Consider the following 19,259-nt stretch of genomic DNA (forward strand, 5'->3'; position numbering starts at 1 on the left):
CGCAGGGTCTACGCTGTTGACTTCGTTCTTGTTAGCGCTCACAATTGTGCTCAGGCCGCGAAACTGCGGCAGCTATGGAGGAAGCTTCTTATGGACGCAGTGGGTGCCCCGGACACATTTGTTGTCGGCGTAGACTACGGAACGCTCTCGGGCCGCGCAGTAGTGGTGCGGGTTCGCGACGGCAAGGAACTCGGCAGCGGTGTGTATGACTATCCGCATGCCGTGGTGACGGATCGCCTCCCGGAGGATGTGACGGGCCGCGGCGCGGACGGAAGAACCGTGCGGCTTCCCGGCGAATGGGCCCTCCAGGTGCCCAACGACTACCGGGAGGTCCTGCGCAAAGCTGTTCCCGCAGCCCTTGCCGAGGCGGGGATTGACCCGGCCGCCGTCGTCGGAATTGCCACGGACTTCACCGCCTGCACCATGGTGCCGGCTACAGCGGACGGTACACCGCTGAACGAGGTGCCAGGGTTTGAAAACCGTCCGCACGCCTACGTCAAGCTCTGGCGCCACCACGCGGCGCAGCCACAGGCGGACCGCATCAACCGGCTGGCAGCCGAGCGCGGCGAAGACTGGCTGTCCCGCTACGGCGGGCTCATTTCCTCCGAATGGGAGTTTGCCAAGGGCCTGCAGCTCCTTGAAGAAGATCCGGAAGCCTACGCGGCAATGGACCACTGGGTTGAGGCAGCCGACTGGATCGTCTGGCAGCTGTGCGGCCGGTACGTCCGCAACGCGTGCACCGCCGGCTACAAGGGCATTTACCAGGACGGGCGCTACCCGTCACGGGATTTCCTGGCCGCGCTGAACCCGGCGTTCAAGGACTTTGTCAACACCAAGCTCGAACACACCATCGGCCGGCTGGGTGAATCCGCCGGGTACCTGACTGCCGAAGCCGCTTCCTGGACCGGCCTGCCGGAGGGCATCGCCGTGGCCGTGGGCAACGTTGACGCCCACGTTACCGCCCCGGCGGCGAAGGCAGTTGATCCCGGCCAGCTGGTGGCCATCATGGGCACCTCCACCTGCCACGTCATGAACGGGGCCGAACTACGTGAAGTGCCCGGGATGTGCGGGGTGGTGGACGGCGGCATCGTGGACGGACTCTGGGGCTACGAGGCCGGCCAGTCCGGCGTTGGGGACATCTTCGGCTGGTTCACCAAGTACGGCGTGCCGCCGGAATACCACCGGGCGGCCGAAGCGGCGGGCCTGGGAATCCACGAATACCTCACTGAACTGGCTTCTCGGCAGGCCATCGGCGAGCACGGACTGATCGCCCTGGACTGGCACTCGGGCAACCGCTCGGTCCTCGTGGACCACGAGCTCTCCGGCATCGTGGTGGGCCAGACCCTGGCCACGCGCCCGGAGGACACCTACCGCGCACTGCTGGAAGCCACCGCCTTCGGCACCCGCACCATCGTGGACGCTTTCCGCGACGCCGGCGTCCCCGTGAAGGAGTTCATCGTGGCCGGCGGCCTGCTCAAGAACCCGCTCCTCATGCAGATCTATGCGGACGCCACCGGCCTGCAGCTTTCCACCATCGGGTCCGCCCAGGGCCCGGCACTGGGATCGGCCATCCACGCGGCCGTGGCCGCCGGCGCCTACCCGGACATCCGGGAAGCGGCAGCTGCCATGGGCTCCGAACCAGGCGAGGTGTACACCCCAATTCCGGAAAACGTGGCTGCTTACGAGGAACTGTTCCAGGAATACAAGACCCTGCACGACTACTTCGGCCGCGGCGCAAACGACGTGATGCACCGGCTCAAGGCCATCCAGCGCAGGGCTGCCGGAGCAGTGCTTCCCGGCACCACGGCAGGACCCGCTGTCCGCGCCACGGCAGGGGTTTCCGCGTGAGCGCCGGGAAGGCGGCGGGAACCGGAATCCTGGAAACCATCGCCCGCGTCAGGGAAGAAGTCTGTGCCCTGCACGCCGAGCTGACCCGGTACGAACTGGTGGTATGGACTGCGGGCAACGTCTCGGCCCGCGTCCCCGGCCACGAGCTGATGGTCATCAAGCCCTCCGGCGTCTCCTACCAGGACCTCACCCCGGACCAGATGGTGGTCACCGACCTCTACGGCGCACCCGTGGATGGCGATGCAACAGGCGCGTGGGTCAATCCGCCGCTCTCGCCGTCGTCGGACACTGCTGCCCACGCGTACGTCTACCGCCACATGCCCGAAGTGGGCGGGGTGGTGCACACGCACTCCACCTACGCCACCGCGTGGGCGGCCCGCGGCGAGGCCATCCCCTGCGTGCTCACCATGATGAGCGATGAATTCGGCGGGTCCATCCCGGTGGGGCCGTTCGCGCTGATCGGCGACGATTCGATCGGCCACGGCATCGTGGAGACGCTCAAGAACTCCAACTCCCCGGCCGTTTTGATGCAGAACCATGGCCCCTTCGCCATCGGCAAGGACGCCCGCTCCGCCGTGAAGGCCGCCGTGATGTGCGAGGAAGTGGCCCGCACCGTCCACATCGCCCGGCAGCTGGGCGAGCCGATCGCTATCGACCAGGGCTCCATCGACTCCCTCTACGCCCGCTACCAGAACGTTTACGGCCAGTAACAGCCAGCGGCCACACGATGGCCCCCACACGTATTTCAGGAGAACCCATGAGCACCGCAGCAAACACCTCCCTTGACGGCTTTGAGGTCTGGTTCCTCACCGGCAGCCAGCACCTCTACGGCGAGGACGTCCTCAAGCAGGTGGCCGCGCAGTCGCAGGAAATCGCCAACCAGCTCAACGCTTCCTCCGTAGTTCCGGTGCGGATCGTCTGGAAACCGGTCCTGACGGACCCGGACGCCATCCGCCGCACCGCGCTGGAGGCCAACTCGGACGATTCCGTCATCGGCGTCACGGCCTGGATGCACACGTTCAGCCCGGCCAAGATGTGGATCCAGGGCCTGGACCTCCTCCGCAAGCCGTTGCTGCACCTGCATACCCAGGCAAACCGGGACCTGCCCTGGGCGGATATCGATTTCGACTTCATGAACCTGAACCAGGCCGCGCACGGAGACCGCGAGTTCGGCTACATCCAGTCCCGCCTGGGCATCGCCCGGAAGACCGTCGTCGGGCACGTGTCCAACCCGGAAGTGGCCCGGCAGGTGGGGTCCTGGCAGCGCGCCGCCGCCGGCTGGGCAGCCGTCCGCACGCTCAGGCTGACCCGCTTCGGCGACAACATGCGCAACGTCGCCGTCACCGAAGGCGACAAGACTGAGGCGGAGCTGCGCTTCGGCGTCGCGGTTAACACCTGGTCCGTCAACGAGCTGGCCGAGGCCGTGCACGGCGCGGCGGAGTCCGACGTCGATGCCCTCGTGGCCGAATATGGGGACCTTTACGACGTGGTGCCGGAGCTCCGCGCAGGCGCACCGCGGCACGATTCCCTGCGGTACGGCGCCCGGATCGAACTGGGCCTGCGCAGCTTCCTGGAAGCCAACGGCTCAGCGGCGTTCACCACGTCCTTCGAGGACCTCGGCTCCCTCCGCCAGCTCCCCGGGCTGGCGGTGCAGCGGCTCATGGCCGCCGGGTACGGCTTCGGCGCCGAGGGCGACTGGAAGACAGCCATCCTGGTCCGGGCCGCGAAAGTGATGGGCGCGGGCCTGCCCGGCGGCGCCTCGCTCATGGAGGACTACACCTACCACCTGGAACCCGGCGCAGAAAAAATCCTGGGCGCGCACATGCTGGAGGTCTGCCCCTCGCTGACCGCCGGCAAGCCCAGGCTGGAGATCCACCCCCTGGGCATCGGCGGCAAGGAAGACCCCGTGCGCCTGGTGTTCGACGCCGATGCCTCCGCGGGCGTCGTCGTCGCCCTTTCGGACATGCGGGACAGGTTCCGCCTGGTGGCCAACGCCGTCGAGGTTGTGCCCCTGGACCAGCCGCTGCCCAACCTGCCCGTGGCCCGCGCCCTGTGGCAGCCCAAGCCGGACTTCGCCACCTCCGCCGCCGCCTGGCTCACCGCCGGCGCCGCGCACCACACAGTGCTCTCCACCCAGGTAGGCATGGACGTGTTCGAGGACTTTGCCGAAATCGCAAAGACCGAGCTGCTTACCATCGACGAGGGAACCACCATTCGCCAGTTCAAGAAGGACCTGAACTGGAACGCCGCCTACTACAAGCTGGCCGGCGGCATCTAGCGGGTCCTTGGGCTGCCGGCCTGGCTAGTGGCCGAAGTGGGCACGGGGCGGACCCTCGGGCAACCGCTCGAGGATGTCCTCCGCCACCAGGCGTACCTTGATGTTCCGGTGGCTGGACGCCTTGGCGAGGATGGCAAATGCCTCGTGGTAGGAGCACCGGTTCTGCGCCATGATCACTCCGCAGGCGACATTGATTGATGTCCGGCTGTCCAGCGCCGAGCGCAGGTCGGTGGCCATTGACCTCGCCGAGTGGAGGCTGATGGCCATTCCGAGGCTTTGCGCGGCAAGCCCGGCGAAGGTGCGGGCTTCGGCGATGACCTGCAGCGGGAAGGCCTTGGCGTCCTGGGCGAAGAATGCCAAGGCCGCGCCTATGCCCCCGTAAGCGGTTCCGTCCGCAGCCCCGCTTTCCGCATAGTCGGTTGCCACCCGGAGCCGTACCCCCATTGCGCTGCCGAACCCTGCCAGCTGCAGCTGGGTGGAATACCGCGGCCACCGGAAGTCCCCGTTCCGCTGGAGCACCGCCACGGGATGGCCGCCTGAAAGGACCTCGTTGACCGGGCCCTCCTTGGCTTCCCGCTCCCACTCCAAAAGATGGACCACGTCGTCCGACGTGCCGGTAGCGGCTGGATTCCTCTTGGGCTGGTGCACCAGGACCCCGCACTCTATCCGGAGCCCCGTGGCCCGCACCACTGTCCGGACGGTCGCGGCCGCCAGAAGGTCGAGGGAATCATGCAGGCTGTGGGTGCCGGTCACCAGATCAAGCACCAGCCCGTCCGGGCTGCCGGACTCAGCCGGCCTTCCGGCGGGCCGGGCCGGTGCCTGCCGCTGGTCGACGCCCTGCCGGGAACGAAGAGGGCCGGCGACGGCTGGGGGAGAGGCCTTGGTCTCAAAGGCCTCCTCGTCGCCGGCCCCGCTTAATACCCGCGTCCGATGGACCGGGAAACCCGCGCTTACCTGCTGTGCGTGCATTGCCGTCTCACACCCCCTAGTGAGCCAAGTCCTACAAGCCTGAACACGTCTTGTCTCTGAGAAAAAAGTAGTTGGGCCGCAGGTCCCGGCGAACGCGTAAGAGGTACCCGACTTTGAGATTAGGTACTACTTGGATGGCCGCCTCCATGACCAGGCAGTGCTTGACTCCTGCCGCCGCAGCACGAACAATGATTTCTATAACGTTGTAAAAATGATGAGACAAGGACGTTTTAATGACCGCCACAGAACCTGCCGCAGCCAAAATCACCATGGATCCAGCCTTCGTGGTGGGTCCGGTCCGCCGGCGTACTTTCGGTGCCTTTGTTGAGCACCTTGGCCGTTGTGTGTACACCGGCATTTTCGAGCCGGAACACCGCAACGCCGACGAGGACGGGTTCCGCCGGGACGTGCTCGAGCTGACCCGGGAACTGGGGGTGTCCACGGTCCGCTATCCCGGCGGCAACTTCGTCTCCGGATACCGCTGGGAGGACGGCGTGGGCCCGGCGGACCAGCGGCCCGTCCGGCTGGACCTGGCCTGGCACTCCACCGACCCCAACCTGGTGGGGGTGGACGAGTTCGCCAAGTGGTCCGCCAAGGCCGGCGTCGAGCCCATGATGGCCGTGAACCTGGGCACCCGCGGCACGCAGGAGGCGCTTGACCTGCTGGAGTACTGCAACATCGACGGCGGCACCACCTTCTCGGACCAGCGCCGGGCCAACGGTGCGGAGGACGGCTATGGCATCAGGATGTGGTGCCTTGGCAATGAAATGGACGGGCCCTGGCAGATCGGGCACAAAAACGCGCTGGAGTACGGGCGCCTGGCAGCGGACACCGCCCGCGGCATGCGCATGATCGAACCGGACCTGGAGCTTGTGGCATGCGGCAGCTCCGGACCCGCCATGCCCACTTTCGGGGAGTGGGAGCGCGTGGTCCTTTCCGAAACCTACGAGCTGGTGGACCTCATCTCCGCCCACCAATACTTTGAAGACTTCGGCGACCTGCAGGAACACCTTTCCGCCGGGCACCGGATGGAGGCGTTTATCCAGGACATCGTCAGCCACATCGACCACGTGAAGTCCGTAAAGAAGTCCGCCAAGCAGGTGAACATCTCCTTCGACGAGTGGAACGTCTGGCACATGACCCGCGACGAGTCCAAGGTGCCCACCGGCAAGGATTGGCCCGTGGCCCCCGTCCTGCTTGAGGACACCTACACGGTGGCGGATGCCGTCGTCGTTGGCGATCTCCTGGTCACCCTGCTCAGGAACACGGACCGCGTCCACTCGGCCAGCCTGGCCCAGCTGGTCAATGTGATCGCCCCGATCATGACCGAGCCGGGCGGCCGCGCCTGGAAGCAGACCACGTTCCACCCGTTCGCGCTCACCTCCCGCCACGCTTCCGGAACCGTGCTGCAGCTCGCCGTCGAGTCCCCGCGGGTCAGCGGCGGCAAGACGGCCGACTTTGCCGCAGTGTCCGCCGTCGCAACCCATGACGCCGAAAAAGGCGAGGCGGTTGTCTTTGCCGTCAACCGCTCGGCCACGGACGTGATCGGTTTGGACGCCGCTTTGTCCGGGCTGGGCAGCGTGCGCGTGGTGGAGGCGCTCACCTACACGAACAAGGACCCGTACTGGCAGGCAACCGCTGACGACTCAACATCAGTCCTGCCGGCCGAAAACGTCACGGTGAAGGCCGACGGCGGCCGCCTCACAGCCGAGCTCCCGGCAGTGTCCTGGTCCATGATCCGGCTGGCGGTGGGGCAGTAGCCGCCAGCCAAACTCCTGCCGGGCCGGGGCGGGGACGGCATGACGGCGGCGGCCCGGGGATGGGAGGATGGACCGCATGGAATTGCACATCACGGGGGATCCCGCCGCGGACAAATTGCTGAGCGAGGACGCCTTCGCACTGCTGACCGGCATGCTGCTGGACCAGCAGGTCACAATGGAGTCCGCGTTCGCGGGACCGGAGAAGATCAGGACCAGGATCGGGTCAATGAAACCCGAGGCCATCGCCGCGCAGGAGCCGCAGGCCTTCGTGGAGATGTTCAAGGAACGGCCCGCCGTGCACCGCTTCCCCGGCTCAATGGCCGCACGCGTGCAGGCCCTCGCCGAAACGGTGCAAGACGAGTGGGACGGGGACGCCACCGCCATTTGGACCAGGGGCAACCCGGACGGCGCGGAGGTGCTTCGCCGGCTGAAGGCGCTGCCCGGCTTCGGGGAGCAGAAAGCCAAAATCTTCCTGGCGCTGCTCGGCAAGCAGTGCGGGCTGCAGGCGCAGGGCTGGCGGGAAGCTGCCGGGCACTACGGCGAGGAGGGCTCGTACCTCTCCGTGGCCGACATCGTGGACCCGGAGTCCCTCGCCAAGGTGCGGGCCAGCAAGCAGGCTGCGAAGGCGGCCGCCAAGGCAGCAAAGGCCTGACCGGCCGTTCCCCTCGCGGCCGTTCGCCCCTGCCCTGGCCGACGGCGGCACTAGCCCTTGGCCCGACGGCGGCACTGGCCCCTGGCAGCGTTGGTTGCGGCACCCACGCCATCTTCTGCAACGATGTATGGCAGGAACCGGCTGAACCACACGAAGGAGCCATGATGGCGGTCACCATGAACGACGTTGCGAGGGTGGCGGGAGTGTCGCTCAAGACCGTTTCCAACGTGCTCAATGACTACGAGTTCATCCGGCCCGCCACCAGGCAGCGGGTCCTGGACGCCATCGCGGAGCTGGGCTATGAGGCCAACCTGACCGCCCGCAGCCTCCGGTCCGGCAAAACCAGGATGCTGGGGCTGGTCCTCTCCGACCTTTCGGCCCCCTACTATGCGGAACTGGCGTCAAGGCTGATGAAGGCGGCGTCCCGGCGCGGATACCGGGTCCTGGTGGAACAGTCGGACGCGGTGGGTGAAGCGGAACTGAACGCCCTGCAGGGGCCGTTCCGCCAGCTCACCGACGGGCTGCTGTTCACCCCCCTGATGGTTGACGCGGACAGCATCGCCGCCCGCCTCGGCAAGAAGCCCCTGGTCCTGCTGGGCGAACACATTTTGGATCCCCGGTTCGACCTGGTCACCATGAAGAACGGGGAAGCGGCTGCCGCCCTGACCACCCACCTGCTGGCCGGCGGCCGCCGCCGGATTGCCGTGGTTGGTGCCTACCCAGGGGAGTCGGCGGGCAGCGCCGGGCTGCGGCTCAGCGGCTACCGAACGGCGCTGGACCATGCAGGAATCCCGTTTGATCCGGCACTGATAGCGCCCTGCGAGTGGCGGCGGGACGGCGGAGCGGCGGCCGTGGCCGGGCTCCTGGACAGCGGCGTGGAGTTCGACGCCGTCTTCGGCCTGAACGATGTCCTCGCCCTGGGAGCCATGCACGAGCTGCTGATCCGCGGCGTGCGGATTCCGCAGGAGGTTGCCGTGGCGGGCTTCGACGACATCGACGAGGCCCGGTTCGCCGCACCCTCGCTGACCACCGTCTCGCCCGGCATGGAGGAAATTGCGGAACGCTCCATCGGCCTGCTCATCGACCGGATCGAGGGGCTGGCCATGGAGGAACAGGGTGTGCAGGTCGAGGCCGGCTTCCAGTTGAAAGTGCGCGAGTCGGCCCCGTAGGGGTTGTACCTGCCGAGGTTTCGACGGCAAGGCACGGGGTACGTTTCCGGACATGATTGCACTTCTTGTCATCGACATGCAGAACGCGTACTTCGAGGCGCCCGAACTTGCAGCGCAGCAGGAACAGCTGGTGGCGTCCTGCAACAGGCTGCTGGAGGCCTTCAAAGCGAACGGCCACAAGGCCCTGATGGTGGGGACGGAGCACGAGCGGGACAAGTCAACCTGGACGCTGAACATGCTCGACGACGACCAGGGCTTCGTATTCCGCGGCACCGAGCAGGCCCAGGCAGTGCCGGGGCTCGCCCTCGACGGCCTGCCGCAGCTGAACAAAACCCGGGACAGTGCCTTCGTGGGCACCAACCTCCTGTCCCGGCTGCGCAACTGGGGCGCGGATGAGGTGGTCCTCGCCGGAGTCTCCACCCACAACTGCATCGCCCAGACCGGCGCAGACGCGTTCGCGCACAACATCCGGGTCACCTACGCCAAGGACGCGATGGCATCCGAGGACAGCCAGGACGCCGCGGACATGCTGCGCATCCTCTCCACCAGCTACCGCCAGCCAGTCCAGTCCATCGAGGAGATCCTGGCCAGGCTCACCAGGTGAGCCTCCCGCCGTCGGAGCCTCGCCTGGACCGGAGAGCCGCCCATAACAAAGCCGAAACGTAGCCGAAACGTCCGCCACCTACTGTGGGTCCCACGCCGTCCGCTGGCTGCCGAAGGGACCCTCATGCATTTGATGCCACGTGAGCAGGAAAAGCTTCTGATCGTGGTGGCCGCGGACCTCGCGCGCCGCCGCCAGGCCCGCGGGCTCAAACTCAATTACCCGGAAGCCGTGGCCATCATCAGCTACGAACTGATCGAGGGCGCCCGGGACGGCCGCACCGTCGCTGACCTCATGAGCTACGGCACCACCTTGCTCAGGCGCGAAGACGTCATGGAAGGCGTGCCCGAACTGATCCATGATGTGCAGATCGAGGCCACCTTCCCCGACGGCACCAAGCTCGTCACCGTCCACAATCCCATCCGCTGAAGGGGCAGGCCATGATCCCAGGAGAGTACGTCCTCCGGCCGGAGCCGGTGACGGCAAACGCCGGGCGGACGGCGATCGAGGTCGCCGTGACCAACACCGGCGACCGGCCCGTGCAGGTGGGCTCGCACTTCCACTTTGCCGAGGCCAACGCCGCGCTGGCCTTCGACCGGGAAGCCGCCTACGGGCGCCGCCTGGACATCCCCGCCGGGACGGCTGCGCGTTTTGAACCAGGGGACTCCCGGAGCGTTCGGCTGATTGAACTGGCCGGCACCCGCGAGGTGTACGGGCTCAGCAACGCCGTCAACGGGCCGCTGTCCGGCCGTGCCAAGGAACACTCGACGGAGGGTGCCAAGTGAGTTTCGAGATTCCCCGCCGGCAGTATGCGGACCTGTACGGTCCGACGACGGGCGACGCCATCCGCCTGGCGGACACCGAGCTGTTCCTCGAGATCGAGGACGACCTCACCGTCTATGGCGAAGAGGTGGTGTTCGGCGGGGGCAAGGTGATACGGGACGGCATGGGCCAGAACGGCCAGGCGGTCCGCGACAGTGTCGGTTCCGGCGGCGTTGGTTCCGGCGGCGGGGTGCCCGACACCGTGATCACCAACGCCGTCATCCTGGACTACACCGGCATCTACAAGGCCGACGTCGCCCTCAAGGACGGGCACATCTTCAAGATCGGCAAGGCCGGTAACCCGCAGATCACCGACGGCGTCACCATCACCATCGGCGCCAGCACCGAAATCATCGCCGGCGAACGCAAGATCCTCACCGCCGGCGGCGTTGACACCCACATCCATTTCATCTCCCCGGACCAGATCCCGACGGCGCTGGCCAGCGGCGTGACCACCATGATCGGCGGCGGCACCGGTCCCGCCGAGGGCACCAAGGCCACCACCGTGACGCCCGGGAAGTGGCACATCCAGCGGATGCTGCAGGCGGCCGAGGGGTTCCCCATGAACATCGGCCTGTTCGGCAAGGGCCACGCGTCCGCCGTCGAACCCCTGGCCGAGCAGATCCGCGCCGGTGCCATCGGACTGAAGGTCCACGAGGACTGGGGGTCCACCACCTCCTCGATCGACACTTCCCTGACTGTGGCCGACGAGTACGACGTCCAGGTGGCAATCCACACGGACACGCTCAATGAGTGCGGCTTCGTGGAGGACACCATCCGCGCCATCAACGGGCGCGTCATCCACACCTTCCATACCGAGGGAGCCGGCGGCGGGCACGCGCCGGACATCATCAGGATTGCCGGGATGCCCAACGTCCTGCCGGCCTCCACCAACCCCACCCTTCCCTACACGCGCAACACCATCGAAGAGCACCTGGACATGCTGATGGTGTGCCACCACCTCAACCCGGACATTCCCGAGGACGTGGCCTTCGCCGATTCCCGGATCCGTGCCGAGACCATCGCGGCCGAGGACGTACTGCAGGACCTCGGCGTCTTCTCCATCACGTCGTCGGACTCCCAGGCGATGGGGCGCATTGGCGAGGTGATCACCCGCACGTGGCAGGTGGCGGACAAGATGAAGAAGCAGCGAGGTGTCCTGGAAGACCCCCGCGGGGACAGCGCTGCCGGCACACACGGCAGCGCGGGCAGCGACAACTTCCGCCTCAAGCGCTACGTGGCCAAGTACACGATCAACCCCGCCATCGCCCAGGGGATCGCGGACTCCGTAGGCTCGGTGGAGGTGGGCAAGTTCGCCGACCTGGTGCTGTGGGACCCGGCCTTCTTCGGCGTCAAGCCCGAACTGGTCCTCAAGGGCGGCCAGATCGCCTACGCGCTGATGGGGGACGCCAACGCCTCCATCCCCACCCCGCAGCCGCGCACCATGCGGCCCATGTTCGGAGCCTTCGGGAAGGCGGTGCAGCAGTGCTCCATCACCTTCCTGTCCAAGGCAGCCATCGACGCCGGCGTCCCCGGGGAACTCGGGCTGGAGAAGGTCGTCCGGCCCGTCTCCGGCATCCGCACCCTCACGAAGGCCGACCTCAAATACAACGACGCCACACCTGACATCCAGGTGGACCCGGAAACCTACCAGGTGACGGTCGACGGAGAGGACGTCACCTGCGATCCGGCCGACGTGCTGCCCATGGCCCAGCGCTACTTCCTCTTCTGATTTCTTCCAAGCCCTCGGAGAACCAAGTGATCATCGACAAAGTCCTCGGCAACCTGCACGAACTGCCGGACCCGCACACCTACGCGGGCCTGCACCAGGAAAAAGTGGTCCTCCCCAGTGCCCAGCTGGTCAAACGCATCCAGCGCGCCACCACGGACCACGGAAAGGAGATAGGCATCCGGCTGCCGGCCGGCTCCGGCGACCTGCGCGACGGCGACATCCTGCACGTCGCTGAAACCAACATGATCGTGGTGTCCGTCCTGCCCACCGACGTCCTGGTGATCGCGCCGCGCTCCGTCTACGAAATGGGTGTCGTAGCCCATTCCCTGGGCAACCGGCACCTGCAGGCACAGTTCTTCGACGCTGCCTCGGAGTACGGGGCTGACGTCATGGTGTGCGCCTACGACCACACCGTCGAGGACTACCTCCGCCACAATGCCGTGCCCTACTCCCGCCAGGACCGCGTCATGCCTGTGCCTTTCCGCCATGCTGAGCACAGTCACTAAGTATCAGCTGGCGCTGCAGCAGCTTACTGACTCTGCGCTTCCTACAGGGGCTTTTGCGCACTCTCTTGGGTTTGAGACTTACGTCGACGCTGGGGTCGTTTTTGATGAGGGGTCCTTCCGGGTGTGGCTCGGTGCTTTCATCGGGCAGCAGTTGACCTATTCCGACGGGCTGGCTGTCCGGTTCCTCTATGAGGGGGTTGATGTTCTTGAGCTCGATGCCCTGCTTTCCGCCTCTCTTTTGCCGCGGCAGGTTCGGGAGGCTTCCGTCAAGATGGGGACCCGGTTGCTGGAAATCGGGGCGGAGGTCTTTCCCTCGGCGGAGCTGGAACTGTTCCGGGACCTGGTGGCCACCGGCCGGGCCGCCGGGCACCAGCCGCTGGCGTTCGCCGTCGTCGCCCGATCACTCGGGGTGCCGCTCCAGGAGGCGCTCGCCGCCTACCTGTTCGCCACGGTCACGTCCCTGGCGCAAAACGCCGTCCGCGCCATCCCGCTGGGCCAGAATGCAGGCCAGCGGCTGCTTCGCCAGGCGGCCGACGACGTTGCTGCCGCCGTCGAACGCATCCAGCACCTGACGCCGGACGACTTCGGGGCCGTAAGCCCCGGACTGGAAATTTCGCAAATGCGGCACGAACGCCAACGTGCCCGGATGTTCATGAGCTAACAGTGCTTTTGAATTCAAAGGAGGACATCATGGCTGAACCCATCAAAATCGGCATCGGCGGGCCCGTGGGGGCGGGCAAGACCCAGCTTGTGGAGCGGCTCACCCGGCACATGAGCGGGGAGGTCTCCATGGCCGCCATCACCAATGACATCTACACCATAGAAGACGCCAAAATCCTCGCCGCCAACGGCATCCTGCCCGCGGACCGGATCATCGGCGTCGAAACCGGCGGCTGCCCGCATACCGCCATCCGCGAAGACACTTCCATGAACACCGCCGCCATCGGGGAACTCAAAGCGCGGCATCCGGACCTGCAGGTCATCTTCGTCGAATCCGGCGGAGACAACCTCTCGGCCACCTTCAGCCCGGAACTCGTCGACTTCTCCATTTACATCATCGATGTGGCCCAGGGCGAAAAGATCCCCCGCAAAGCCGGCCAGGGCATGATCAAGTCCGATCTCTTCATCATCAACAAAACCGACCTCGCTCCCCACGTCGGGGCGGACCTCGCTGTCATGGAACGGGATTCCAAAGAGTTCCGCGGAGCCAAGCCGTTCTGCTTCACCAACCTCAAGACCGACGAAGGGCTGGACAAAGTCATCGATTGGATACGCCATGACGTCCTGATGCTTGACCTGGCGCAATGAGCACGACGGCGGCCCGGTCACCGATGGGCCGGCTTGAGCTTGGCGTGAGTTTCCGGGGCGGCAGGTCCGTTGCCTCCCGCCAGTTCCATCAGGGTGCCCTGCGGGTGGTGCGGCCGCACTACCTGGATGACTCGGGACAGGTTTGCTATGTCGTCGTGAATCCTGGCGGGGCCTATCTCGGGGCGGACCTCTTCGTGCTTGATGTCGAGGTCTGTGAGGGCGCTGACCTGCTGCTCACCACGCAGTCCGCCACCAAGGTTTACCGGACACCCGGGTCCTTCGCCGAGCAGCGGATGGCTGTCCGGCTGGGGGAGGGGGCCCGGCTGGAGCTGGTGCCGGACCAGCTCATTGCCTACCGGGAGGCCAGCTACCGGCAGCGGACGCACATTACTGTTCGGCCGTCGTCGAGCCTTGCCATGGCCGAGGTGGTGACCCCGGGCTGGTCTCCGGACGGTGCTGCCTTCCGGTTCGAGGAAGTGCGGCTGCGGAACGAGATCCACGTCAGGACGGAAGGCGCCACCCAGCTGCTGGCGCTGGACAACCTGCTCATCCGGCCGCCGTCGGGGGATGTCACAGGGCTTGGCTTCATGGAAGGCTTCAGCCACCTGGGCTCGCTGATCGTGGTGGACCCGCGCGTGGACCAGGCGCTCGCAGATGAGCTGCACGGCGTCACGTCGGACAATGCCCTGACCGGCATCTCCCTCACCCGCACAATCGCCGGAACCACGGGCCTGGTCCTCCGTGCGTTGTCGAACAGTACCGGGGAACTGAACCGCCTCCTTGGGTCCTGCACCGCGCTCCTCCGGGAGCGGTGGCACGGGCAGGGACCACTGAACCTGAGGAAACACTGATGACTGCCCTCGGCAACATCACCACGCTGTACCGGGACCGGGAAGCGCTGCCGCTGCGGACCCGCCTGCTGTGGATGTTCGGTGCCGTGGCCGCGCTGCATGCAGCCGCCGTCGTGCTCCTGCTCGCCGGGAACGCAGGCAAAGCAGGCGGAACCGGGGCGCAGGCACTCACCTGGGGGCTGGTCCTGACCGCCTACCTCTCCGGCGTGAAGCACAGCTACGACTGGGACCACCTCGCGGCCATCGACAACTCCACCCGCAAATTCGTGGCGCAGCGGCAGGACCCGGTGAGTGTCGGCTTCGCGTTCAGCCTCGGCCACAGCTCCGTGGTGACGCTGGCCGGCGTGCTGGTGATCGCGGGCGCCGCCGTGGTGGGGGAGTTGATGCAGGAAGGGTCCGCCGGCAACCTGGTGCTCGGGCTGGTGGGCAGCGGCATGTCCGGACTGTTCCTGCTGGCCATGGGCCTGTTCAACGGTTCAGCGTTTGCCCGCTCGGCCCGCGCCTACCGCCGGGCACGGACCGGGGCCGCGATCAATCCGCAGGACCTCGCGCCGCAGGGACTGGTTGCCCGCCTCCTTGCCCGGCCGCTGGCCAGGGTGCGGCGGCCGCGGAACATCTATGTGATCGGCTTCCTGTTCGGGCTGGGCTTCGACACCGCCACCACCGTCGGACTGTTGATGATCACCACCGCGGCCTCGCTGGCCGGGGTGCCCGCGTTCGCCTTGCTGGCGCTGCCCCTCGCTTTCGCGGCCGCCATGACCCTGTGCGACTCCCTCAACGGGATGGCCATGATGCGGATGTACCGCTCGGCCCTCGACGATCCGCAGCGGAAACTCGGCTTTAACGCGCTCGTCACCGGAATCTCGGCTGTCTCCGCCCTGTTTATCGCGGTCATCACCCTGGGCGGCTTCGCCGACACAGCCTTCGCGCTGGAGGACCCCTTGACGGCGTGGCTGGGATCCGTTGACCTGGGCGACGCCGGCCTGCTGTTGGTGGCGCTGCTGGTGACCGTCTGGGCAGCAGCAGCCTTGAAGGCACGGACGCAGGATAGTAAGACGCACGGCCGGCCTGCCCCTTAGCTTGCTGCACGTGCCGGCGCGGCGGCCCGTGCAGCAATGCGGCTCAGGCGGCTACCCGGCCCCTGCCCTTGGCATGCGTCCGGTTCTTACCGGGAACGGGCCGGGAACGTTTTCCATAGGGCCCGGAAAGGACCTGTCCGCCGTCGGGCACTGTTGCGTCCGCTTCCAGGTGGGCGCCGTGCTCAATCGTCACGCTTGAGCCGATCCGGGAATGGCTCCCGATGTGGACCCGGTTACCCACCACGGCGCCGCGGCCAATCCGCACTCCGTCGCCGATCACCGTCCGCTCGCCCACCGTCGCGTCGCGGTCAATCCAGCTGCCGTGCCCGATCCTGCACCCCGGGCCGATCCGGGCGCCGCTCTCCACGTACGTCATGGCGCCAATCCGGGCGCTCTCGGCCACAACGGCGCCGGGCCCAACAAGCCCGCCGCCGTTGGCGTGCCGGACGTACCGGGTGACCTTCCCGGCGTCGTCTTCCACTGATACAAACTTCGCGGTCATTCAATCCCTCGTTCGAATGAGCGGAACTTTCCGCACATTCAGTTAACGGCGCGGAACTCAGGAGGATTCCCGAACGGCGTAGACCAGTCCGCTACGGTAGGTCCTCTCCGGGCTGTGCATCTTCGTCCTGCTCAGGGGCTTCTTCTGTCAGCTGCAGGACGGTTCCGTGGAAGGCGGGCAGTTCGAGGAAGAAACTGTGCAGGTCATCCACCTGGCCAACAGCGTCGCCGCTGAAGAGGTCGTGGACGGCGGCCCCCGGCACCAGGTGGCTGGACTGGATGCTGCCGGCAATGTCCTGGTCCGAGAAGTTCAGCACGGTGACCCCCAGGGCCCCGCTCTCCAGCCGGATGACCATCACCAGCAGCCCGCGGTTGGAAACGTCCGGAACATCGAGCAGGGCCCCTGTGGCTATGCCGCTTTCTTCGCGCACAGCCAGGATCCGCTGGAGCCTGCTGGCGTAGGAGTCCGGGTTCTTGAGCTGCTCGGGGAGCGGGCCGTAAAGGCTGCGCGCCCGGGGCATGCCGGAGGAGGACACTTCCGCGTCCGGGCTGGTGCCCATGATGTCGTGGGCCCCGCGGTTGATCCAGCGGGTGTCGCCCTGGGCGGTGAGTTCCTCGACGCTCTTCCGGTCCAGCGCGGTGATGCCGGCCAGGTCCCAGCCGGAAAGGGCGAAGACCCCCGGCTGGAGGGCGTTGAACATCGAGAGGAGGATGTGCACATCCAGGACCTGCGCTTCCTCTTCGGAAGTGATGGCATCGGGGTCCCGGATTCCCAGCGCGGCCATGATGAAGCTGACCGATGTGCAGGCGATGCCGTTCGTAGTGAACACCGCGTTGTAGGGTGCGTTCTCGCCGGTGAGCCGCTCGCGCATGGTCTGCTGCACCTGCTCGGCAAGCTGCGCCCCGGTGAGCTCCTGCCCGTTGAGCTCGAACATCTCGTCCCGGTGTCCGGCAGCAAAATGCATCAGCTCGTAGGTCAGCTCATCATGGTTCTGCAGCGCATGCACCAGCGAAGCCTGGTCCACGCCGATTTCCATTGACAGGCGCAGTGTGAGCCGCAAGAGCTCTGTGTCCGCGGTGACAAGCGCGTAGTGGTAGGCCGGCCTGGTGATGAAGTCGTACGAAAGGTCGGGGCCTGCTTCGGAGGTCGCCTTGATGTCGTCGATGGTCAGGTTCAGCTCCTGGAAGGAGAACCCGCCCACCTTCCGGATCATGGAGCCGATGAGCTGGTTGGCCGCCTCGGACAGCGGATGCCCCTCGGACCAGCCCGGCTGCTCCTCGGCACTCTTTTCCACACCGAGGAATCCGTTGGCGTCCAGCCTGAGCGCACCGGTGCCCAGGTCAACCAGGGAATGCAGCGCATCGCCCACCACCAGGCGCATCCCGGCGAACGTGGGGTCCAGCCAGTTGATGGACGGCTGTCCTGCCTTGAAGTAGTGCAGGTAAACCCAGCGGCGCGTCTTCCCGGTGGTGTCAACGATCGGCCGGGTTGCGCTCCAGTTCGTTTCCTTGACGCCGGGCTCATAGAAGATGACCCGCTGCAGCCGGCCGATGATGTACCCGGCCTTCTGCAAAGCCTGCTCGGCGTCCGGGCTCAGGTTTACCGAGTCCTGCCCTTCGGGGACGTCCGGCAGCAGGTGCCAGTCCTCCTCCGGGATATCCACCATGTGGTAGATCCCCGGGTAGTCCCGGAAGTTCATTTCGGCGAGGCGGAAGTCCGCTCCCTTGCCGGTGTGCCCCGGAACGATGTCGTCGATGATGGTCCCGCCATGGTCGGCAGCAACCTCGCACATCCGGCGGAATTCATCCTCAGTGCCGAACACGGGATCAATCGCCATGCTGATCCTGTCGAAGTGGCCGTCCACGCTGGGTGTCTGGGACCAGCCGCTGATGCCGCCCGCCAGTTTGACCGGGCCGGTGTGGATGGCGCGGATACCTATTTGGCTGAAGGCTTCCCACATGGCCGGATCGCCGAGGGCCGAGAGGAAGGACTGGCTGGACCTGGTGATGAAGGACAGGGGATATGCGGTGAACCATACGGGTGCGCGTTCAACGGCGGCCCGGGGATTCGGATGGGCGTAGGAGTTCTGCCACATGCTGGCTTGCCCTGAGAGCTGCCGGGCCAGCGTATTGGCGTCGCCCAGCATCGCCTGGTTCCGCAGCCATTCGACGTAGGCCGTATTGCGTCCATCGAATTCGAAGGAGGGCCTGGTGGCAAAGTATTGGCGGCGGCGGGCGGTGGGGCGCAGCGCCTTGGGCCGGGCAGGATAGAACTGCTCGTCGAAATTGACGTCCGGCTCCACCGAGGGTTCAACAGTTGCCGAAGTAGCTTCCTGGTCATCACCCGCAACGGTCTCCGCTTCATAAACACCGTCGCTGGCCATCGGTTCCCGCATACAGTCCTCTTTCTACACGTTGATTCCGCGGTCCCAAGGCGCGCCGCCTGACACCCTTCCCATAGTCCCAGTACCCGGGGGTGCCGAGACTATTCGGGCGAACTACGAAACTACCAAGAAATGGCTAGGCCACAAGATTGGCCGCGGCAGTGTCCATATGTTCCCGGATGGTTTTCCGGGCCAGCGAGGCGTCGCCGGTTTCGATGGCCGCCACAATATCGTGGTGGCGGTCCACGCTCATGTTCTTAACGCCCTTTTCGAGCCCGGCGAACATGATGGACATCCTGATGGACCCTTCCAGCGCTTCCCAGGTGTGCAGGAGTGTCTCGTTGCCCGTGAGCCGGCACAGCGTACGGTGGAATTCCAGGTCGGATTCGACGCGCTGCTGCAGGCCTTCCTCCTCGGCTGCCTTCATCGCGTCGATGGCCGAGCGGAGGGATGAGATGACGTTTTGGCGGTCCGGCAGTTCACAGAGCGTGCGGGCGGCCAGTGCTTCCAGGGCGGCGCGAACGGTGTAGATGTCGCGGATTTCTTTTTCGTCCAGGTGCCGGACGGAGAGCCTGCCACGGGGCCCGGCAGAGACCAGGCCTTCCTGTTCCAGCTGGCGCAGGGCTTCGCGCAGGGTTCCCCGGCTGATCTGCAGCATCTCGGAGAGTTCGGTTTCCACCAGGTGGCGGCCCGGTTCAAGTTCTCCGCTGGTGATTGCGGCGCGCAGGGCCGAGAGTGCCTGTTCGCGCAGGCTCTTTTTTTGCAGTCCCAGCAGCGGGGCGGTCAGTCCGGCCATGGC

Annotated in this window: 19 protein-coding genes; 15 read left to right on the forward strand and 4 right to left on the reverse strand. The window is 66.3% G+C overall.

Going from position 1 to position 19,259, the window contains the following annotated elements; all coding sequences use genetic code 11:
* Positions 1-90 precede the first annotated feature (90 nt).
* Genes araB through araA form a run of 3 tightly spaced genes read left to right on the forward strand, consistent with a single transcriptional unit; the run spans position 91 to position 4,126 of the window.
* Positions 91-1,848: a ribulokinase gene (araB, locus tag C3B78_RS01550; RefSeq protein WP_104996508.1), complete on the forward strand. Its 1,758-nt coding sequence runs from the start codon at positions 91-93 to the stop codon at positions 1,846-1,848.
* Positions 1,845-2,558, forward strand: a complete 714-nt coding sequence (locus tag C3B78_RS01555) for an L-ribulose-5-phosphate 4-epimerase (protein ID WP_199775306.1) — start codon at positions 1,845-1,847, stop codon at positions 2,556-2,558. The genes araB and C3B78_RS01555 overlap by 4 nt, the downstream gene beginning before the upstream one ends.
* A gap of 47 nt (positions 2,559-2,605) precedes the next feature.
* Positions 2,606-4,126, forward strand: coding sequence for an L-arabinose isomerase (gene araA, locus C3B78_RS01560; protein ID WP_104996509.1), 1,521 nt, complete (start codon positions 2,606-2,608; stop codon positions 4,124-4,126).
* 24 nt (positions 4,127-4,150) lie between these two features.
* On the opposite strand, the gene C3B78_RS01565 is transcribed toward araA, so the two are convergent.
* Complete coding sequence (locus tag C3B78_RS01565; RefSeq protein ID WP_104996510.1) at positions 4,151-5,095, reverse strand: ANTAR domain-containing protein; 945 nt, start codon at positions 5,093-5,095, stop codon at positions 4,151-4,153.
* A gap of 233 nt (positions 5,096-5,328) precedes the next feature.
* Here C3B78_RS01565 and arfA point away from each other — a divergent pair, with 233 nt between their 5' ends.
* The 12 genes from arfA (at position 5,329) to C3B78_RS01625 (ending at position 15,575) form a co-directional block, all read left to right on the forward strand.
* Positions 5,329-6,855 (forward strand): arabinosylfuranosidase ArfA, encoded by a 1,527-nt coding sequence (gene arfA / locus C3B78_RS01570; protein WP_104996511.1) that lies wholly within the window; start codon positions 5,329-5,331, stop codon positions 6,853-6,855.
* Between the two features lie 67 nt (positions 6,856-6,922).
* Positions 6,923-7,507 (forward strand): HhH-GPD-type base excision DNA repair protein, encoded by a 585-nt coding sequence (locus C3B78_RS01575; RefSeq protein ID WP_104996512.1) that lies wholly within the window; start codon positions 6,923-6,925, stop codon positions 7,505-7,507.
* A gap of 164 nt (positions 7,508-7,671) precedes the next feature.
* The gene (locus tag C3B78_RS01580) at positions 7,672-8,676 is read left to right on the forward strand and encodes a LacI family DNA-binding transcriptional regulator (protein ID WP_104999577.1); all 1,005 of its coding nucleotides are present in this window, start codon (positions 7,672-7,674) and stop codon (positions 8,674-8,676) included.
* Between the two features lie 52 nt (positions 8,677-8,728).
* A complete protein-coding gene (locus C3B78_RS01585) occupies positions 8,729-9,280 on the forward strand; it encodes a cysteine hydrolase family protein (RefSeq protein ID WP_104996513.1) in 552 nt (183 codons plus the stop codon).
* A 123-nt stretch (positions 9,281-9,403) separates the two neighbouring features.
* Positions 9,404-9,706 (forward strand): urease subunit gamma, encoded by a 303-nt coding sequence (locus C3B78_RS01590; RefSeq protein WP_104996514.1) that lies wholly within the window; start codon positions 9,404-9,406, stop codon positions 9,704-9,706.
* 11 nt (positions 9,707-9,717) lie between these two features.
* Positions 9,718-10,062 carry an urease subunit beta gene (locus C3B78_RS01595; RefSeq protein WP_104996515.1) on the forward strand — a complete coding sequence of 115 codons (345 nt, stop codon included), beginning with the start codon at positions 9,718-9,720 and terminating at the stop codon, positions 10,060-10,062.
* On the forward strand, positions 10,059-11,831 hold the full coding sequence (gene ureC / locus C3B78_RS01600) for an urease subunit alpha (RefSeq protein WP_104996516.1): 1,773 nt from the start codon (positions 10,059-10,061) through the stop codon (positions 11,829-11,831). The genes C3B78_RS01595 and ureC overlap by 4 nt, the downstream gene beginning before the upstream one ends.
* A 26-nt stretch (positions 11,832-11,857) precedes the next feature.
* Complete coding sequence (ureE, locus tag C3B78_RS01605) at positions 11,858-12,337, forward strand: urease accessory protein UreE (RefSeq protein ID WP_104996517.1); 480 nt, start codon at positions 11,858-11,860, stop codon at positions 12,335-12,337.
* Positions 12,318-12,998: an urease accessory protein UreF gene (locus C3B78_RS01610; protein ID WP_104999578.1), complete on the forward strand. Its 681-nt coding sequence runs from the start codon at positions 12,318-12,320 to the stop codon at positions 12,996-12,998. The genes ureE and C3B78_RS01610 overlap by 20 nt, the downstream gene beginning before the upstream one ends.
* A gap of 29 nt (positions 12,999-13,027) precedes the next feature.
* Positions 13,028-13,645 carry an urease accessory protein UreG gene (ureG, locus tag C3B78_RS01615; RefSeq protein ID WP_104996518.1) on the forward strand — a complete coding sequence of 206 codons (618 nt, stop codon included), beginning with the start codon at positions 13,028-13,030 and terminating at the stop codon, positions 13,643-13,645.
* Positions 13,642-14,496, forward strand: a complete 855-nt coding sequence (locus tag C3B78_RS01620) for an urease accessory protein UreD (protein WP_104996519.1) — start codon at positions 13,642-13,644, stop codon at positions 14,494-14,496. The genes ureG and C3B78_RS01620 overlap by 4 nt, the downstream gene beginning before the upstream one ends.
* Positions 14,496-15,575, forward strand: a complete 1,080-nt coding sequence (locus tag C3B78_RS01625; RefSeq protein WP_104996520.1) for a HoxN/HupN/NixA family nickel/cobalt transporter — start codon at positions 14,496-14,498, stop codon at positions 15,573-15,575. The genes C3B78_RS01620 and C3B78_RS01625 overlap by 1 nt, the downstream gene beginning before the upstream one ends.
* A gap of 43 nt (positions 15,576-15,618) precedes the next feature.
* Here the strand turns inward: C3B78_RS01625 and C3B78_RS01630 are convergent, their stop codons facing one another.
* The 3 genes from C3B78_RS01630 to C3B78_RS01640 all read right to left on the reverse strand — a co-directional run bounded on the left by C3B78_RS01630 (position 15,619) and on the right by C3B78_RS01640 (position 19,256).
* On the reverse strand, positions 15,619-16,077 hold the full coding sequence (locus tag C3B78_RS01630; protein WP_104996521.1) for a DapH/DapD/GlmU-related protein: 459 nt from the start codon (positions 16,075-16,077) through the stop codon (positions 15,619-15,621).
* 91 nt (positions 16,078-16,168) lie between these two features.
* Positions 16,169-18,472 (reverse strand): maltose alpha-D-glucosyltransferase, encoded by a 2,304-nt coding sequence (treS, locus tag C3B78_RS01635; RefSeq protein ID WP_104996522.1) that lies wholly within the window; start codon positions 18,470-18,472, stop codon positions 16,169-16,171.
* Positions 18,473-18,596: 124 nt separating this feature from the next.
* Positions 18,597-19,256 carry a GntR family transcriptional regulator gene (locus C3B78_RS01640; protein WP_104996523.1) on the reverse strand — a complete coding sequence of 220 codons (660 nt, stop codon included), beginning with the start codon at positions 19,254-19,256 and terminating at the stop codon, positions 18,597-18,599.
* Positions 19,257-19,259 lie beyond the last annotated feature (3 nt).

This window comes from Arthrobacter sp. PGP41, from assembly GCF_002953935.1.
GTDB lineage: Bacteria > Actinomycetota > Actinomycetes > Actinomycetales > Micrococcaceae > Arthrobacter.

Coding starts and splice junctions, on each gene's coding strand:
- araB (WP_104996508.1), top strand. CDS start 91: ATGGACGCAGTGGGTGCCCCGGACACATTTGTTGTCGGCGTAGACTAC.
- araA (WP_104996509.1), top strand. CDS start 2,606: ATGAGCACCGCAGCAAACACCTCCCTTGACGGCTTTGAGGTCTGGTTC.
- C3B78_RS01565 (WP_104996510.1), bottom strand. CDS start 5,095: ATGCACGCACAGCAGGTAAGCGCGGGTTTCCCGGTCCATCGGACGCGG.
- arfA (WP_104996511.1), top strand. CDS start 5,329: ATGACCGCCACAGAACCTGCCGCAGCCAAAATCACCATGGATCCAGCC.
- C3B78_RS01575 (WP_104996512.1), top strand. CDS start 6,923: ATGGACCGCATGGAATTGCACATCACGGGGGATCCCGCCGCGGACAAA.
- C3B78_RS01580 (WP_104999577.1), top strand. CDS start 7,672: ATGGCGGTCACCATGAACGACGTTGCGAGGGTGGCGGGAGTGTCGCTC.
- C3B78_RS01585 (WP_104996513.1), top strand. CDS start 8,729: ATGATTGCACTTCTTGTCATCGACATGCAGAACGCGTACTTCGAGGCG.
- C3B78_RS01590 (WP_104996514.1), top strand. CDS start 9,404: ATGCATTTGATGCCACGTGAGCAGGAAAAGCTTCTGATCGTGGTGGCC.
- C3B78_RS01595 (WP_104996515.1), top strand. CDS start 9,718: ATGATCCCAGGAGAGTACGTCCTCCGGCCGGAGCCGGTGACGGCAAAC.
- C3B78_RS01610 (WP_104999578.1), top strand. CDS start 12,318: ATGCTGAGCACAGTCACTAAGTATCAGCTGGCGCTGCAGCAGCTTACT.
- ureG (WP_104996518.1), top strand. CDS start 13,028: ATGGCTGAACCCATCAAAATCGGCATCGGCGGGCCCGTGGGGGCGGGC.
- C3B78_RS01620 (WP_104996519.1), top strand. CDS start 13,642: ATGAGCACGACGGCGGCCCGGTCACCGATGGGCCGGCTTGAGCTTGGC.
- C3B78_RS01625 (WP_104996520.1), top strand. CDS start 14,496: ATGACTGCCCTCGGCAACATCACCACGCTGTACCGGGACCGGGAAGCG.
- C3B78_RS01630 (WP_104996521.1), bottom strand. CDS start 16,077: ATGACCGCGAAGTTTGTATCAGTGGAAGACGACGCCGGGAAGGTCACC.
- treS (WP_104996522.1), bottom strand. CDS start 18,472: ATGCGGGAACCGATGGCCAGCGACGGTGTTTATGAAGCGGAGACCGTT.
- C3B78_RS01640 (WP_104996523.1), bottom strand. CDS start 19,256: ATGGCCGGACTGACCGCCCCGCTGCTGGGACTGCAAAAAAAGAGCCTG.